The sequence below is a fragment of the Vibrio sp. SCSIO 43135 genome, from assembly GCF_023716665.1.
Classification (GTDB): domain Bacteria; phylum Pseudomonadota; class Gammaproteobacteria; order Enterobacterales; family Vibrionaceae; genus Vibrio; species Vibrio paucivorans.
The window spans coordinates 2,844,880-2,859,438 of record NZ_CP071859.1; the positions used below are offsets into that span (position 1 = coordinate 2,844,880).

General features: G+C 45.0%; 16 protein-coding genes. 2 read left to right on the forward strand and 14 right to left on the reverse strand.

Features of this window, described 5'->3' with window-relative positions:
• Window positions 1-90: 90 nt before the first annotated feature.
• Window positions 91-1,743: a glucose-6-phosphate isomerase gene (gene pgi, locus J4N42_RS12640; protein WP_252028423.1), complete on the reverse strand. Its 1,653-nt coding sequence runs from the start codon at window positions 1,741-1,743 to the stop codon at window positions 91-93.
• Between the two features lie 285 nt (window positions 1,744-2,028).
• On the opposite strand from pgi, the gene J4N42_RS12645 reads away from it, so the two are divergent.
• Window positions 2,029-2,448: a secondary thiamine-phosphate synthase enzyme YjbQ gene (locus tag J4N42_RS12645; RefSeq protein ID WP_252028424.1), complete on the forward strand. Its 420-nt coding sequence runs from the start codon at window positions 2,029-2,031 to the stop codon at window positions 2,446-2,448.
• Window positions 2,449-2,465: 17 nt separating this feature from the next.
• Here the strand turns inward: J4N42_RS12645 and J4N42_RS12650 are convergent, their stop codons facing one another.
• The 3 genes from J4N42_RS12650 to J4N42_RS12660 are packed head-to-tail and all read right to left on the reverse strand — an operon-like array spanning window position 2,466 to window position 6,158.
• Window positions 2,466-3,650 (reverse strand): BamA/TamA family outer membrane protein, encoded by a 1,185-nt coding sequence (locus J4N42_RS12650; RefSeq protein ID WP_252028425.1) that lies wholly within the window; start codon window positions 3,648-3,650, stop codon window positions 2,466-2,468.
• A gap of 6 nt (window positions 3,651-3,656) precedes the next feature.
• Window positions 3,657-4,733, reverse strand: a complete 1,077-nt coding sequence (alr, locus tag J4N42_RS12655; RefSeq protein ID WP_252030845.1) for an alanine racemase — start codon at window positions 4,731-4,733, stop codon at window positions 3,657-3,659.
• A gap of 12 nt (window positions 4,734-4,745) precedes the next feature.
• A complete protein-coding gene (locus J4N42_RS12660; protein WP_252028426.1) occupies window positions 4,746-6,158 on the reverse strand; it encodes a replicative DNA helicase in 1,413 nt (470 codons plus the stop codon).
• 173 nt (window positions 6,159-6,331) lie between these two features.
• Between J4N42_RS12660 and J4N42_RS12665 the strand changes: the two genes are divergently transcribed.
• Entirely contained in the window at window positions 6,332-7,096 is a 765-nt protein-coding gene (locus J4N42_RS12665; RefSeq protein WP_252030847.1) for a DUF481 domain-containing protein, read from the forward strand.
• A gap of 105 nt (window positions 7,097-7,201) precedes the next feature.
• Here the strand turns inward: J4N42_RS12665 and rplI are convergent, their stop codons facing one another.
• The 10 genes from rplI to rpsL form a co-directional block, all read right to left on the reverse strand.
• Window positions 7,202-7,654, reverse strand: a complete 453-nt coding sequence (gene rplI / locus J4N42_RS12670; RefSeq protein ID WP_252028427.1) for a 50S ribosomal protein L9 — start codon at window positions 7,652-7,654, stop codon at window positions 7,202-7,204.
• A gap of 32 nt (window positions 7,655-7,686) precedes the next feature.
• Complete coding sequence (gene rpsR / locus J4N42_RS12675; protein WP_000090472.1) at window positions 7,687-7,914, reverse strand: 30S ribosomal protein S18; 228 nt, start codon at window positions 7,912-7,914, stop codon at window positions 7,687-7,689.
• 16 nt (window positions 7,915-7,930) lie between these two features.
• Window positions 7,931-8,233, reverse strand: coding sequence for a primosomal replication protein N (gene priB, locus J4N42_RS12680; protein ID WP_252028428.1), 303 nt, complete (start codon window positions 8,231-8,233; stop codon window positions 7,931-7,933).
• A gap of 8 nt (window positions 8,234-8,241) precedes the next feature.
• Window positions 8,242-8,631 (reverse strand): 30S ribosomal protein S6, encoded by a 390-nt coding sequence (gene rpsF / locus J4N42_RS12685; protein ID WP_252028429.1) that lies wholly within the window; start codon window positions 8,629-8,631, stop codon window positions 8,242-8,244.
• 205 nt (window positions 8,632-8,836) lie between these two features.
• Entirely contained in the window at window positions 8,837-9,319 is a 483-nt protein-coding gene (bfr, locus tag J4N42_RS12690; RefSeq protein ID WP_252028431.1) for a bacterioferritin, read from the reverse strand.
• A gap of 73 nt (window positions 9,320-9,392) precedes the next feature.
• A complete protein-coding gene (locus tag J4N42_RS12695; protein ID WP_252028433.1) occupies window positions 9,393-9,581 on the reverse strand; it encodes a (2Fe-2S)-binding protein in 189 nt (62 codons plus the stop codon).
• Window positions 9,582-9,880: 299 nt separating this feature from the next.
• A complete protein-coding gene (tuf, locus tag J4N42_RS12700; protein WP_252028435.1) occupies window positions 9,881-11,065 on the reverse strand; it encodes an elongation factor Tu in 1,185 nt (394 codons plus the stop codon).
• A gap of 157 nt (window positions 11,066-11,222) precedes the next feature.
• The gene (gene fusA, locus J4N42_RS12705; protein WP_252028437.1) at window positions 11,223-13,319 is read right to left on the reverse strand and encodes an elongation factor G; all 2,097 of its coding nucleotides are present in this window, start codon (window positions 13,317-13,319) and stop codon (window positions 11,223-11,225) included.
• A 159-nt stretch (window positions 13,320-13,478) separates the two neighbouring features.
• Entirely contained in the window at window positions 13,479-13,949 is a 471-nt protein-coding gene (gene rpsG, locus J4N42_RS12710; protein WP_047044141.1) for a 30S ribosomal protein S7, read from the reverse strand.
• Between the two features lie 97 nt (window positions 13,950-14,046).
• Window positions 14,047-14,421 (reverse strand): 30S ribosomal protein S12, encoded by a 375-nt coding sequence (gene rpsL / locus J4N42_RS12715; protein ID WP_004399892.1) that lies wholly within the window; start codon window positions 14,419-14,421, stop codon window positions 14,047-14,049.
• Between the last annotated feature and the right edge of the window lie 138 nt (window positions 14,422-14,559).

Below are 14,559 nucleotides of genomic sequence, written 5' to 3' on the forward strand. Positions count from 1 at the left end.
TTGTTTTGTTGAAACTAATGGGTAATAAATCAGCTTCAGCAAATAAAAAGAGCCCGCTATCAAGCCGGCTCCTTACTTCGACATGTACCTTTACGCTTTAAACGCTTTAAATGCGTTAATCAAACCGTTAGTTGAGCTATCGTGAGAGCTGATTTCAGACTCATCCGCAAGCTCAGGTAGGATTTGGTTAGCCAGTTGTTTACCTAGCTCAACACCCCACTGGTCAAAGCTGAAGATATTCCAAATCACACCTTGTACGAAGATCTTGTGTTCGTACATTGCGATTAGGTTACCTAGAGTGCGTGGCGTAATTTGCTTAACTAGGATTGAGTTAGTTGGGCGGTTACCTTCAAATACTTTGAATGGTGCTAGTGTCGCCGCTTCTTCTTCGCTCTTACCTGCTTTAGCAAATTCAGCTTTCACGGTCGCTTCGTCTTTACCAAACGCCAGTGCTTCTGTTTGAGCAAAGAAGTTAGACATTAGCTTCTGGTGATGATCGCCTGCTGGGTTGTGGCTTACTGCTGGAGCAATAAAGTCACATGGAATTAGCTTAGTGCCTTGGTGAATCAACTGGTAGAACGCGTGCTGGCCGTTAGTACCTGGCTCACCCCAAATGATTGGACCGGTTTGGTAAGTTACTGCATTGCCGTCACGGTCAACGTATTTACCATTTGATTCCATGTTGCCTTGCTGGAAGTAAGCGGCAAAACGGTGCATGTACTGATCGTAAGGTAGAATTGCTTCAGACTCAGCACCATGGAAGTTGTTGTACCAAAGGCCGATCAGCGCAAGGATCACTGGGATATTGCTTTCTAGCTCAGTAGACGCGAAGTGGTTATCCATCTCGTGTGCACCGTCTAGTAGCTCAATAAAGTTGTCGTAACCTACTGCTAGAGCGATAGAAAGACCGATTGCTGACCATAGTGAGTAACGACCACCAACCCAATCCCAGAACTCAAACATGTTGTCTGTATCGATACCGAATTCAGATACCGCAGGAGCATTAGTTGAAAGCGCCGCAAAGTGCTTAGCAACGTGTGCTTCATCACCAGCGGAAGCTAGGAACCAATCACGTGCACTGTGTGCATTGGTCATCGTTTCTTGAGTGGTAAACGTCTTAGAAGCCACTAGGAATAGTGTTGTTTCTGGGTTTACTTTCTTCAACGTTTCTACGATGTGAGTGCCGTCAACGTTAGAAACAAAGTGTAGGTTTAGATGGTTTTTGTATGGTGCTAGTGCTTCAGTCACCATGTAAGGACCTAGGTCAGAACCACCGATACCGATGTTTACGATGTCAGTAATCGCTTTACCTGTGTAACCTTTCCACTCACCGCCAATAACACGGTCAGTGAACGATTTCATTTTATCCAGTACAGCATTGACAGCAGGCATGACGTCTTCGCCATCAACCATTACAGGGTTGTTGCTGCGGTTGCGCAGTGCGGTATGAAGTACTGCACGATCCTCTGTCTTGTTGATCGCGTCGCCGCTGAACATCGCTTCAATTGCTGCTTTTAGCTCAGTCTCGTTTGCTAGAGCAAATAGGTGCTTTAACGTTTCTTCGTTAATTAGATTCTTAGAGTAATCAACTAGAATGTCCGCACCAAAACGTGTAGAGAAGTTGTCAAAGCGAGCTGAATCTTGGGCAAATAGTGCTTTTAGATCCATATCTTGTGCAGATTCGAAGTGCGCAGTTAGCGCTTTCCAAGCTTGTGTTTGCGTTGGATTGATATTTTTCAACATGGTTACGATCCCGATGTTACAGTAGGTTTTATTCTACGAATCATAGCGTGTATCACCGCCATGGGTAGAATCCCCGATTTAGCAAAAAGTATATTAGAATTGTCCCGATATTGGAGACAATAAATTTGTAATTAATTTTCAAGTCGCAATTATGACCCAGCTTGATGACACCTTTGTTGAGGTATATCACGTTAACAACGTATGCTAATTGAACAGGCTATAACTTCAAGGCTTTCAGACTAGAGTCACGCGATTATTTTTACTTTTCGATCAAGAGAACTGTCTATGTGGTTTCAGAAAACGATCCAATTAACTGCGCAAAAACGTGGTTTCCACCTCATTACTGATGAAATTGAACAACAATTACCTGAAATCAACTCTTTATCTGTCGGATTATTACATCTGTTTATCCAACATACTTCAGCCAGCTTAACGCTCAATGAAAATGCTGATCCGACGGTTCGGGCCGATATGGAGCGCCACTTCAATCAATTCGTTCCTGAACGCGCGCCCTATTATCAGCATACTTATGAAGGGGATGATGACATGCCTGCACATATCAAGGCTTCGCTACTCGGAAGCAGTGTGTCCATCCCTATTCAAAATGGCCGATTGGCACTAGGGACATGGCAAGGGGTGTACTTGGGAGAGCATCGAGACTTTGGAGGAAGCCGGACAGTCGTCGCGACTCTAAATGGAGAGTGACCTCAGCTAAAGGCAGCTCAAAATGGTTGGTTGATCATCACGCGAAATAGCCCTTCGTCTTGTCCTTGGGCAATTTCCGTTCTCACGACAATCCCTTCAACTTGAAAACGTATCGCCCCACCGACACTCCACTTCATGTCGGTATGGAGTGTTTTCAGGTCATACTCTTCTGCAACACGTCCGGCGTCAATGAACAGGACCCATTGCCACCAAGGAAGATCGTAATAGTTGATCACCGGAATTTCTTCTAGTGGCTGCCAATCAGGAATCACACGATATTCTGCCGAGTAGTGGATAGCCGAACGACCATGATATCGACCACCAGTATAGCTTCGAAGGCGATATAACCCGCCAAGCTGAACCTGTTCATGCTCTGGCGGTCTCCCACATCCAGACTGTTCGCAGTCTTCCCATGTTGGTGTGTCCGCCGTATAGAAGTCAAACGCTAATACTTGCTGGTCAAACAAATCACCAAGCGGGCCTAAAGCAAAATAGTGACTATTTTGAAATTCAATCTTGGTCCAGATATCTTCACTCGACCAGCGTTCTGCGCCAACCGTCACGTCTAAGTATGTGTGTGAGCCTTTGGTAGTATTACGGATATTGTCACGATTATCCCAGTCTAGCTTTAGGCTAAAACCCGTAGCGACTTCTTGATCCGATTGGATAGCAAGATCGCGTGAGGTATAGAAAGGCGTGAACTGAATACTGCTCACACCAGAGTCTACCGGGGAAGCAAAAAAGACATCTTTGTTCGGCATGAAAGCTCCACGCATTCCATGCTTAGCCACTTCACCCCACGGCAGTAAGTACTTGAACTCAAGTTCATAGTTTTTTTCAAGGCCATCTGTCACCGTCTCTTCACCAGTGATGGAATCGTTATTGCCCTGATCGCCTAGGTAGTATGGGTTTTGATTGAACTGTGCTTGATATAGCTGAGAGCTGATTAATAGATTATCTGAGACGGCATAGTTTAGAGCAGAGAAGAAACCCACGTAGCTGTCTTTATCGGAATAGAGCCCCATACCAAACAGTACAGCTTGTGGTTGCCCAACGCCTTTTGCCACTCCAGCAACACCGACCGTATGACCCAGTGTTTCAGTACTGAAATAAAAGGGAACAAACGCGGAGTCTTTCTCTTTGGCCATCAAAGCGGGCGCTAGCAGCAATGCTAAGCCAAAGCAGGCAAATCTAAATAGCATGAGAGGTTACTTTACATATTCCATTTCTACGCGTGACGTTAGCTTAGTCACCAATTCGTAAGCAATGGTTCCAATATGTTGTGCGACTTCTTCAGAAGGGAGAGCTTGTCCCCAAAGAACAGCCTCATCACCAACGTTATCATGAGCTTCAGGGCCGAGATCTACCGTCAACATATCCATTGAAACTCTACCAGCAATCGGTACCTTTCGGCCATTCACTAACACCGGTGTACCATTCGGAGCTGTACGAGGATAGCCATCACCGTAACCAATTGCGATGACACCAACTTTAGTGTCGCGTTCGCTGGTCCAAGTACCGCCATATCCAACGCTTTCCCCGGCTTTTACATCTCGAACCGCGATTAAATGCGATTTCAAGGTCATCACGGGTTTGAAACCAAGGTCTGAAGCGGTTTTGTCATTGAATGGAGAAACTCCATACATAATGATGCCAGGTCGAACCCAATCCAAGTGACTAGAACTCCAAGCTAATAAGCCTGCGGACGCTGCTAACGAGCGTTCCCCTTCGCAACCTTGGGTTAGGGCTAAAAACAAATCGATTTGCTGCTGAGTAATCGGCCTATCCAATTCATCTGCGCAGCCAAAATGGCTCATATAACGCAATGGCTTAGCTACGTTAGAGCATGCCTTCAAGCGAGCCACAAAGTCTGAGTACTGTTCTGGACGAACTCCCAAACGATGCATACCACTATCGACTTTCAACCAAACCACTACAGGCGTTTCAAGTTGCGTATTTTCAAGTGCGTTTAACTGTTCTTCACAGTGCACGACGGTTTGGATGTTGTTGGTCACCAATACAGGAAGGTCACCTGCTGAATAAAAGCCTTCCAGCAACAGAATCGGCTTTACCACTCCGCAAGCACGTAACTGAAGCGCTTCTTCAATACGAGCAACACCAAACGCATCAGCGCCATAAGCATGTTTGGCAATATGGCGTAAGCCATGACCATAGCCATTGGCCTTCACAACCGCCATCACCTTACTTTGTGGTGCTTGCGTTTTGATTTGCTCTAAGTTGTGTTGTAGCGCCGCTAAATCTATACACGCCGTGGCCGCTTTCATGTAACTCATGGATTATTCATCATCCATATCGAAGGCTGGACCAGCATAGTTGTCAAAGCGCGACCATTGGCCTTGGAAAGTCAAACGTACCGAACCGATAGGACCATTACGCTGTTTACCAAGAATGATTTCCGCCGTGCCTTTCATTGAACTATCAGGGTTATACACTTCGTCACGATAGATAAACATGATCAAGTCGGCATCCTGCTCGATAGAGCCAGATTCACGAAGATCCGAGTTCACTGGGCGTTTGTCCGCACGTTGCTCTAGGGAACGGTTAAGCTGAGACAGCGCTACAACTGGGACATTCAGCTCTTTTGCCAACGCCTTCAATGAGCGAGAAATTTCAGCGATTTCTAGAGTACGGTTATCAGAAAGTGCAGGTACACGCATCAACTGAAGGTAGTCGACCATGATCATCGAAAGACCACCATGCTCACGCGCAATACGTCGTGCGCGCGAACGTACTTCCGTTGGTGTCAGGCCTGAGCTGTCATCGATATACATATTCTTCTTTTGCATCAGAATACCCATAGTCGATGAAATTCGTGCCCAGTCTTCGTCATCCAATTGGCCAGTACGAATCTTGGTTTGGTCTACTCGTGACAAAGACGCCAACATACGCATCATTAGCTGTTCGCCTGGCATCTCTAACGAAAAGATAAGTACCGGCTTTTCTTGACTCATGGCTGCGTTTTCACACAAGTTCATCGCAAACGTGGTTTTACCCATCGATGGACGTGCCGCGACAATGATCAAATCAGAGCCCTGTAGGCCGGCAGTTTTCTTGTTGAGATCGGTAAAGCCCGTATCAACACCAGTGACACCATCTTGAGGTGTCTTATATAGGATTTCGATACGCTCTAGTGTTTTCTCTAGGATGTTGTCGACGTTCTGTGGGCCTTCATTTTCGTTAGTACGATCTTCTGCGATCGCAAAAACTTTACTCTCAGCCAAATCAAGAAGATCTTCAGAGCTTCGGCCTTGTGGATCGTAGCCTGCATCAGCGATCTCATTCGCGACACCAATTAGGTTTCGTACCAGCGCGCGCTCAGCGACAATATCAGCATAAGCATTAATATTTGCCGCACTCGGAGTGTTCTTTGCCAGATCTGCAAGGTAGGCAAAGCCACCCACATCTTCAAGCTGCTCACGTAGCTCCAGGAACTCAGACAGGGTTATTAAGTCAAGAGGCTTACTTTCTTCCAGAATCGATTTCACCGCTTCAAATATCAAACGGTGTGGACGGCTATAAAAATCTTTTGCCACCACCTTTTCCGCAACCGTATCCCAGCGTTCATTGTCCAGCAGCAAACCACCAATAACGGATTGCTCGGCTTCTAATGAATGTGGTGGTACTTTAATTGCGTCCACCTGGGCATCTGATTTGTTGCGCTTTTTCTGATCCATTCTGGGCTCGGCCATGACTACACTCAATAACACTAAAATGACCGCCCATTATAACGAGAATCACGCATTTGTAATTAACAATGAAGATGTTTGTTTTCAAGTTAGGTAGAATTAACCGTTCACTGACCAAGAAAGCATTTGGTCAATTTAATATTCAACACCCTGTTTACATATCATCGAGGTACTTTGTGCAAAAACTTTGGCTTATTGGTGCAAGCCTACTTGCCATTCCATCTGCTTACGCGGAAGACACCACACAAAGTCAAACGGATATTGAAGTACCTTCTCCATGGACGACAGAAGTTGAATTCGGCTACCAAGCGCATGATGGTAATACTGAATCAGAATCATTAAATACTCGTATGAATGCTGAGTATGTTTCTGGTCGCTATCGTACCAATGGTGAGTGGCGCTTCTACAACTTGTACAAAGATGGTGAAGAAGACAAAAACCAATCGACTTATAGTATCCAGAGCGACTATAAGTTAAGCCCAAAAACTTACCTATACGGAAGCTTCCAAGGTAACGATTCTAAATACACCGCTTACTTTAAGGACTACACACTTTCTGCCGGTTTAGGTTACCAGTTTTCTTATACAGATGACTTCAAGTTGGAAGTAGAAGTGGGCCCAGGTTTTCGTTATCAAGAGCCAAACCTAGATGAAATTGACGACGATGAAATCGTATTTCCAGATATCGTCGAAGAAGGTATTTTCCGAGGCAACATCGCTTCGACATGGCAAGCGCTCGAGCACTTAAGTCTTTCGGCCGACATAACTATCGTTACTGGTCACAGTAATACCAGAACCGATCTAGATTTAAGCGCTACTAATGATATCACTGATCATATTGCATTGAAGTTCAGCTACGATCAAACCTATCACGATAAGGTTCCTGAAGGGCTGGATAAGTCTGACTCGATTTTTTCAGTCAACATCCTGTTCAGCTTTTAACTTAAGTGGCAAACGTACTCTAGGTTTTCTTCAGTCATAAAAAAACACCGGCCAATGACCGGTGTTTTACTATCTTCTGCATGAAGATTTCGTCTCGTACTGAGATTACTCAGCAGCAACAACTTGTAGGTTGATAGCAGCGAAAACTTCAGAGTGAAGTTGGATGCTGATTTCGAACTCACCAGTGTTACGTAGAGCGCCTTCAGGAAGACGAACTTCGCTCTTAGCAACTTCAACGCCTGCCGCTGTGATAGCGTCAGCGATGTCACGAGTACCGATAGAGCCGAATAGCTTACCTTCGTCACCAGCTTTAGAAGCGATAACAACAGCTTCAAGAGCGTTAACTTTCTCAGCGCGCGCTTCAGCAGCAGTTAGTTGCTCAGCAACTTTAGCTTCTAGTTCAGCACGACGAGCTTCGAACATTTCAACGTTGCCTTTAGTAGCCATAACTGCTTTACCCTGTGGGATAAGGAAGTTACGAGCGTAACCAGATTTAACGTTAACTGTATCGCCAAGACCACCTAGGTTACCGATTTTATCAAGTAGAATAACTTGCATTGTTTAATCCTCTTTCTTAATAAAACGACCGATTACTGATGCTTATCAGTGTACGGTAGTAGAGCTAGGTAGCGAGAACGCTTAATAGCGCGAGCTAGTTGACGCTGGTACTTAGCGCTTGTGCCAGTGATACGGCTAGGTACGATTTTACCAGCTTCAGTGATGTAGTTTTTAAGAGTTGCTACGTCTTTGTAATCAATCTCTTGTACGCCTTCTGCAGTGAAACGGCAGAATTTACGACGACGGAAGAAACGAGCCATGGGCTATCTCCTGATCTTAAATTTGAGTAATGTTGTCGGCATGCAACACTAATTTTCCCACGCCATTTCGGCCGGTCTGATAAGCAACGAAGCCGCCTACCTTAATGTTACTACCTTGAACTAAATTCTGAGTTAACGTTTTTGACCTATGCCCGCTGACAACGACTGGCATGCGACAATACACTTGCCTTGGTAAATCAGCTTCAAGAACGGTGGAACGATGCTCTAGCCAAAAGCGGCAATGCTCAATCCCACTAGGACTTTGGCTTCGAATCGGAGGCTTTACGACGCTGCCGCTGAGCTCCATTCGATTGGTCATAAAGTCAATTACTCAGCAGCTGCTTCTGGCTTAGCTTCTGTACGCTCTTCGCGACGAGGAGCACGCTCTGCACGCTCTTCTTTTTGCTTAAGCATGATAGATTGCTCAGTGATAGCAGATTTAGTACGCATGATCATGTTACGTAGAACTGCATCGTTGAAACGGAAAGCAGTTTCTAGCTCATCGATAACAGCTTGGTCAGCTTCAACGTTCATTAGAACGTAGTGAGCTTTGTGAAGCTTGTTGATTGGGTAAGCCATTTGACGACGACCCCAGTCTTCTAGACGGTGGATAGTACCGCCAGCTTCAGTGATAGAACCAGTGTAACGCTCGATCATGCCAGCAACTTGCTCGCTTTGATCTGGGTGCACCATGAATACGATTTCGTAATGACGCATGTTTGCTCCTTACGGATTATTAGCTTCCACGATTGGCTCGGTCGTCCAGAGGAAGCAAGGAACTAAAGATAATTGACCGAGTTTTAAGGAGCACGAATAGTACAGAAAGGAAGCAAATTACGCAAGAAAAATGTGAGTTAAAACAAAACAGCCTGCTTCGAGTATGCAGGCTGTAAGTAATAGTTAGTAAAGTGTATGCGGTTAACTAATCATCGTCTTCATCAACATACTGAGCTTGCAGGTAGTTTTGGATACCTGTCATGTCAATTAAGCCTAACTGTGTTTCGAGCCAATCAACATGCTCTTCTTCATCTTCAAGGATATCTTGGAATAAGTCTCTAGAGACATAATCATGAGTGTCTTCAGCATAGGCAATGGCATTTTTTAGATCTGGAATTGCGGCCATTTCAAGCTTGAGGTCGCACTCTAACATCTCTTTAGTGTCTTCCCCGATCATTAACTTGCCCAAATCTTGTAGATTTGGCAGTCCTTCAAGAAACAGAATTCGTTCGATGAGGTGATCGGCATGCTTCATCTCGTCAATCGACTCATGGTATTCCTTATCGGCGAGGTGTTTTAAGCCCCAGTCCTTATACATGCGAGCATGCAAAAAATATTGGTTTATCGCGACGAGCTCGTTGCCGAGTATTTTATTGAGGTGTTGAATAATGATTGGATCGCCTTTCATGACAAATACCCTCCTGTTTGGCTCTTATAAATGTAGAACCAAATAAGAAGGTGTCAAAAAAGGAAAGCTGCTGTTAGCTTGCTTTTTGCACTTGTAAGTATTGAGTTTCGGCTAAAATTTCTTTGGTTAGCTTCACGCATTTACCACATTGGCTGCCTAAAGCAGTACACTTCTTGATACCTCTAATATCTGTGATGCCTTCGTCTATCGCTAACTTCCTAATTTTCTTATCAGATATACCGTGACAAAGACAAACATACATAACAACTAAATCCTAATACAACTTACGAAATTAAATATAAACAAGAATTGTTATCGTTACCAGTTGTATTGATGATTTAACCAGAACATTTAGTTATATTCATAAGAGCGCAGCGGCATAGATTCAAAGAGTTAGCATAAAAAAGAAAAGACAACCGTAGAAGGACGATTTTTATCGACTGGTTTTCAGTAAGTTAGTATCGGAGCGCACGCTTAGCGCTTATAACCAAAAATAAAAAAGGGAAGCCTAAGCCTCCCTTTTTAATGCGATTACCGCAATCTCGAATTAATTCCTAAGAATTAGTCGAAGATCTTAGCAACAACACCAGCACCTACTGTACGGCCACCTTCACGGATAGCGAAACGTAGACCTTCGTCCATTGCGATTGGAGCGATTAGTTCAACAGTCATTTGAACGTTGTCGCCTGGCATTACCATTTCTACGCCTTCTGGAAGAGTGATGTCACCAGTTACGTCCGTTGTACGGAAGTAGAACTGTGGACGGTAGCCCTTGAAGAATGGAGTGTGACGGCCGCCTTCGTCTTTAGAAAGTACGTATACTTCTGACTCAAACTTAGTGTGTGGGTTGATTGACTTAGGAGCCGCTAGTACTTGACCACGCTCTACTTCGTCACGCTTAGTACCACGTAGAAGTGCACCAACGTTCTCACCCGCACGACCTTCGTCTAGAAGCTTACGGAACATTTCAACACCAGTACAAGTAGTTACTGTAGTATCTTTGATACCTACGATTTCTACTTCGTCACCTACTGTTAGGATACCGCGCTCGATACGACCAGTTACAACTGTACCACGACCTTGGATTGAGAATACGTCTTCAATCGGTAGTAGGAATGGTTGGTCTACTGCACGCTCTGGCTCTGGAATGTAAGAATCTAGTGCTTCTGCAAGCTCAACGATTTTGTCTTCCCATTGCTTCTCGCCGTTTAGTGCGCCAAGAGCTGAACCTTGGATTACTGGTAGGTCATCACCTGGGAATTCGTACTCAGAAAGAAGTTCACGAACTTCCATTTCTACTAGTTCTAGTAGCTCTTCATCGTCAACCATGTCACATTTGTTCATGAATACGATGATGTATGGGATACCAACCTGACGGCCTAGTAGGATGTGCTCACGAGTTTGTGGCATTGGGCCATCTGTCGCAGCTACAACTAGGATACCACCGTCCATCTGTGCAGCACCTGTGATCATGTTCTTAACATAATCCGCGTGTCCTGGACAGTCTACGTGTGCGTAGTGACGAGTTGGAGTGTCGTACTCAACGTGAGAAGTTGCGATTGTGATACCGCGCTCACGCTCTTCTGGAGCGTTATCGATAGATGCGAAGTCTTTCGCTTCACCGCCGTACACTTTAGCTAGAGTAGTACAGATTGCAGCAGTTAGAGTTGTTTTACCGTGGTCAACGTGGCCGATAGTACCAACGTTTACGTGCGGTTTCGTACGTTCAAATTTTTCTTTAGACACGATCGTGTTCCTTCCTAGTTATGATTCGCCACGATCATTATTGATCGAGACGCGCCAGAATTTGCTATTTTATGCGCCAACTCGCGTTAGCGCAATATTTGGTCGAGCCGTTCTGCCAAAAAAATATCGATTATTTAGCAGTTAGCCCATCCGGGTATTAACCACGCTCTGCAATGATAGCTTTTGCAACATTGTTAGGCACTTCAGCGTACTCACTAAACTCCATAGAGTAAGAAGCACGGCCTTGTGTCGCAGAACGTAAATCAGTTGAGTAACCGAACATGACAGACAACGGAACTTGTGCACGAATTATCTTCAGGCCAGCTGTCCCCTCGTCCATACCTTCAATGATGCCGCGACGACGGTTAATATCGCCAACAACATCACCCATCCAGTCTTCTGGAGTTGTTACTTCAACTTTCATCATAGGCTCAAGCAGAACCGGTTGCGCTTCAAGTGCACCAGATCTGAAAGCCATAGAGGCAGCGATTGTAAACGCCATCTCACTTGAATCTGTTTCGTGGTAAGAACCGTCATATAGTGTAGCTTTGATATCCAGAACAGGATAGCCAGCAAGCACACCATTGTTCATTTGCTCTTCAACGCCTTTCGCGACTGATGCAATAAACTCTTTTGGTACAGTTCCATCATCAATTTCATTCACGAAGACAAAGCCTTCGCCAACTTCTGATGGCTCTAGTTTCAGCCATACGTGACCGTATTGACCTTTACCACCATGTTCACGGATAAACTTACCTTCAGCTTTCGCTGAACCGCGAATCGTTTCACGATAAGCCACTTGCGGGTTACCCACATTACAAGCCACGCTGAATTCACGCTTTAAACGGTCGACAATGATGTCTAGGTGAAGCTCACCCATGCCAGAAATCAGTACTTGCCCTGTTTCATCGTCGGTTTCCACACGGAAAGACGGATCTTCTGCAGCCAACTTCGCCAGTGCAATCGCCATTTTATCTTGATCGGCTTGCGAGCTTGGCTCTACAACGATCTGGATAACTGGATCTGGGAACTCCATGCGCTCAAGAACAATCTTATGGTTCTGATCACATAGGGTTTCACCGGTAGTCACTTCTTTTAAGCCAATTATGGCTGCGATATCACCAGCTCGTACTTCTTTGACTTCTTCACGCTTATTTGAGTGCATTTGAACAATGCGCCCTAGGCGTTCACGTTGCTTCTTCACCGAGTTGTAAGCGGTTTTTCCACTCTCAACCACGCCTGAATAAACACGGATAAAGGTTAAAGTACCAACGAATGGGTCAGTTGCGATCTTAAATGCAAGTGCAGAAAACGGTTCGTTGTCGTCAGCATGACGCTCTACTTCGTTCTCATCTTCGTCGATACCTTTAATTGCAGGAACATCAACCGGAGACGGAAGGAAATCGACTACTGCGTCAAGAACTGCTTGTACACCTTTGTTTTTGAACGCACTACCACAGGTAGCAAGTACAATTTCGTTATTAAGGGTACGAGTACGCAGGCCTTGTTTGATCTCTGCTTCAGACAATTCACCTTCTTCGAGGTATTTGTCCATTAGCTCTTCAGAGGCTTCCGCCGCTGCTTCAATAAGCTCTGTACGATATTCCTCAGCCATTTCTTGCATGTCTGCTGGGATATCTTCGTATGTGAACGTCATGCCTTGATCAGCTTCGTTCCAGTTAATTGCCTTCATCTTGATGAGATCGACAACGCCTTGGAAGTTTTCTTCAGCACCAATGTTCAATTGAATAGGAACAGGTGTCGCACCTAAGCGATCCTTAATCTGCTCAATGACACGCAGGAAGTCTGCGCCTGTACGGTCCATTTTGTTAACGAAAACCATACGTGGGACGTGGTACTTATCAGCTTGACGCCATACTGTCTCTGATTGAGGTTCAACACCTGATGAGCCACAGAACACAACCACTGCACCATCAAGAACACGCAAAGAGCGTTCTACTTCGATAGTAAAGTCTACGTGTCCAGGAGTGTCGATGATGTTGATACGGTGATCTGGGAATTGCGCTTCCATACCACGCCAAAACGTAGTAGTTGCTGCTGAAGTGATTGTGATACCACGTTCTTGCTCTTGCTCCATCCAGTCCATGGTTGCTGCACCATCGTGAACTTCGCCGATTTTATGAGAGAGACCGGTATAGAACAGAATACGTTCACTTGTGGTTGTTTTACCTGCATCTACGTGAGCAACAATACCGATATTACGGTAGCGCTCAATAGGAGTTTTACGAGCCACGGTTGAATCCTCTTTACTTAGAGACTTAGAGACTTAGGGACTATTGCTATACCCAGACTGGTTGCTAAAAAAGCCCCCCTCTAGAAATAGCAATAGTTCCTAGCATACGCATAGGAACTAAAGAAGTGCTGCAAGGAACCTTGCAGCACTATAAAGGTATTACCAGCGGTAATGTGCGAACGCTTTGTTAGCGTCAGCCATGCGGTGAACGTCTTCACGTTTCTTAACCGCAGTACCTTTGTTCTCAGACGCATCTAGCATTTCAGCAGCTAGGCGTTGAGCCATAGATTTTTCACCACGCTTACGCGCAGCTTCAACTACCCAACGCATAGCAAGTGCGTTACGGCGAACCGGACGTACTTCTACAGGTACTTGGTAAGTTGAACCACCTACACGGCGAGATTTAACCTCTACCGCTGGGCGAACATTTTCAAGAGCTTCTTCGAATACTGCTAAGTGATCTTTACCAGATTTCTCAGCCATAGTGTCTAGTGCAGTGTAAACAATTTTCTCTGCAGTAGATTTTTTACCGTCAACCATTAGGATGTTAACGAATTTTGCCAGCAATTCAGATTTGAATTTAGGATCTGGAAGGATCTTACGCTGACCGATGACGCGACGACGTGGCATGGATTTTCTCCGTTGTCTTCTTCAGGTTATCCAAAACTTTTCAGTTTCTTCAAAAATTAAAATTAATTTAGTGTTTGGCCTTACTTAACGGATACCATTAAGATTTTGGACGCTTAACACCGTACTTAGAACGACCTTGCTTACGGTCGTTAACGCCAGCACAGTCTAGTGCGCCGCGAACTGTGTGGTAACGAACACCCGGAAGGTCTTTTACACGACCGCCACGGATTAGAACAACACTGTGCTCTTGAAGGTTGTGACCTTCACCGCCGATGTACGAAGTTACTTCGAAACCGTTAGTTAGACGTACACGACATACTTTACGTAGTGCCGAGTTAGGTTTTTTAGGTGTAGTAGTGTAAACACGAGTACATACACCACGTTTTTGTGGACACGCTTCTAGTGCAGGCACGTTGCTTTTAACAACTTGCTTTGCACGAGGCTTACGTACCAACTGGTTAATAGTTGCCATTAACTAGCTCCTGAAATTTACTTAAAAGTAAGCTTTGTGAAAAATCTATCCCAAACCGCCATTGCAGTTAGGGACGCAAAATTCTATGCAGCAGTGAGAGGTGTGTCAAGAAATATACGGATCTTTTTTGTTCAATAA

What these genes read in the sequence shown, in the direction of transcription:
- pgi (WP_252028423.1), bottom strand. Translation starts at nt 1,743, where the DNA reads ATGTTGAAAAATATCAATCCAACGCAAACACAAGCTTGGAAAGCGCTA.
- rpsR (WP_000090472.1), bottom strand. Translation starts at nt 7,914, where the DNA reads ATGGCTCGTTTCTTCCGTCGTCGTAAATTCTGCCGTTTCACTGCAGAA.
- rplI (WP_252028427.1), bottom strand. Translation starts at nt 7,654, where the DNA reads ATGCAAGTTATTCTACTTGATAAAATCGGTAACCTAGGTGGTCTTGGC.
- bfr (WP_252028431.1), bottom strand. Translation starts at nt 9,319, where the DNA reads ATGAAAGGCGATCCAATCATTATTCAACACCTCAATAAAATACTCGGC.
- rpsL (WP_004399892.1), bottom strand. Translation starts at nt 14,421, where the DNA reads ATGGCAACTATTAACCAGTTGGTACGTAAGCCTCGTGCAAAGCAAGTT.
- J4N42_RS12660 (WP_252028426.1), bottom strand. Translation starts at nt 6,158, where the DNA reads ATGGCCGAGCCCAGAATGGATCAGAAAAAGCGCAACAAATCAGATGCC.
- J4N42_RS12695 (WP_252028433.1), bottom strand. Translation starts at nt 9,581, where the DNA reads ATGTATGTTTGTCTTTGTCACGGTATATCTGATAAGAAAATTAGGAAG.
- rpsG (WP_047044141.1), bottom strand. Translation starts at nt 13,949, where the DNA reads ATGCCACGTCGTCGCGTCATCGGTCAGCGTAAGATCCTTCCAGATCCT.
- priB (WP_252028428.1), bottom strand. Translation starts at nt 8,233, where the DNA reads ATGACCAATCGAATGGAGCTCAGCGGCAGCGTCGTAAAGCCTCCGATT.
- alr (WP_252030845.1), bottom strand. Translation starts at nt 4,733, where the DNA reads ATGAAAGCGGCCACGGCGTGTATAGATTTAGCGGCGCTACAACACAAC.
- J4N42_RS12645 (WP_252028424.1), top strand. Translation starts at nt 2,029, where the DNA reads ATGTGGTTTCAGAAAACGATCCAATTAACTGCGCAAAAACGTGGTTTC.
- J4N42_RS12650 (WP_252028425.1), bottom strand. Translation starts at nt 3,650, where the DNA reads ATGCTATTTAGATTTGCCTGCTTTGGCTTAGCATTGCTGCTAGCGCCC.
- rpsF (WP_252028429.1), bottom strand. Translation starts at nt 8,631, where the DNA reads ATGCGTCATTACGAAATCGTATTCATGGTGCACCCAGATCAAAGCGAG.